Genomic DNA, 981 nt, shown 5'->3' with positions numbered 1-981 from the left:
ATGATGCAACGGTCGAAGATGCGAAATTCGTCGGCATAGATAAAATCGCAAAAATTAAAACCGTGAGCAATGGGGAGCCCGGTACGGGGCCGGATAGAAATTCCAAAGAATTCATAAATTTGTTGAAGAGTGCCGATGTCGTTATTAGCAAAGGGCAGGGAAATTATGAGGCCTTGAGCGAGGTAGATGCGAATATATTCTTCTTGCTCAAGGTGAAGTGCCCGACAATCGCCAATGATATTGGAGTTAAGATCGGCGGCATCGTCGTGAAAGGATAATCACAATTTGCTTTCCAGCCAGCCAATCCTAACTTTCTCTCTTGTCAAACTTCGGAACATATGGTTTAATATCAAGCAAAGGAGTGCCGTCGAGCATGTCGATACCCTTCACCTTTAAGATATTCCCCTTGCGTTCCAACAGCTCCACGACGGTGAGCCCTATTGGATTCGGTCTGTTGGGTGATCTCGTAGCGAAAACCCCACGCGAGACATCGTCTAGATAAGGTTTTACCAGAAGCCCCCCGTGACTCCAAGTAACGCTCCTTTTTCATTTCCTCATTTTATCATCAGCTCATCATAGACACTGCTGAGAATAAATATCCAGTAGCAGCTAAGCCTTTATTCCCTTGACCACATACAAGGCCGCCAGATTCTTATCGCGGGTGTCGAAAATCTCTTGATCTCGTATCCCCAGAAAATATTCACCGGTTGTAGCGAAGAATTTTGAGATGTATTCCTCTATCTCCGCGGGGTGGACGTGTTTTATCCTCCCGAAGTACGAACTTGGTCTCCGAATATGGGACTCGAAGTATTCAGATTCCGGATTCAGTATCATGGCCACAAATTTGCCTCCTGACTCTAATACCCTGGTCACCTCGTCCACGGCCTTTTTGTGGTCTTCAAGAAACTCCAAAGTTGTCACTGTAAAAGCGCCGTCAAAAGACCCATCGAGAAAATCAAGATGCTCTGCATTGCCGAGTAC

2 protein-coding genes and 1 pseudogene are annotated in these 981 nt (G+C 46.0%); 1 reads left to right on the top strand and 2 read right to left on the bottom strand.

Annotated elements, in window-relative coordinates; all coding sequences use genetic code 11:
- Positions 1 to 278, top strand: a 278-nt coding sequence (locus tag ACP5PX_RS08315) for an ARMT1-like domain-containing protein (RefSeq protein WP_428085478.1), incomplete at its 5' end; no start/stop codon positions are given.
- Here the strand turns inward: ACP5PX_RS08315 and ACP5PX_RS08310 are convergent.
- Both ACP5PX_RS08310 and ACP5PX_RS08305 read right to left on the bottom strand, forming a co-directional pair.
- Positions 279 to 516, bottom strand: a pseudogene (locus tag ACP5PX_RS08310) (SAM-dependent methyltransferase); the annotation flags it as partial. It lies immediately after the preceding gene.
- A 93-nt stretch (positions 517 to 609) separates the two neighbouring features.
- On the bottom strand, positions 610 to 981 hold a 372-nt coding region (locus ACP5PX_RS08305), incomplete at its 5' end, for a class I SAM-dependent methyltransferase (RefSeq protein ID WP_428085477.1).

Source organism: Hadarchaeum sp. (SeqCode) (genome assembly GCF_049969415.1).
In the GTDB taxonomy this organism is placed as follows: Archaea; Hadarchaeota; Hadarchaeia; order Hadarchaeales; family Hadarchaeaceae; genus Hadarchaeum.
Note: the sequence above shows the minus strand (reverse complement) of the source record. Positions and strands in the feature narration are given on the sequence as shown.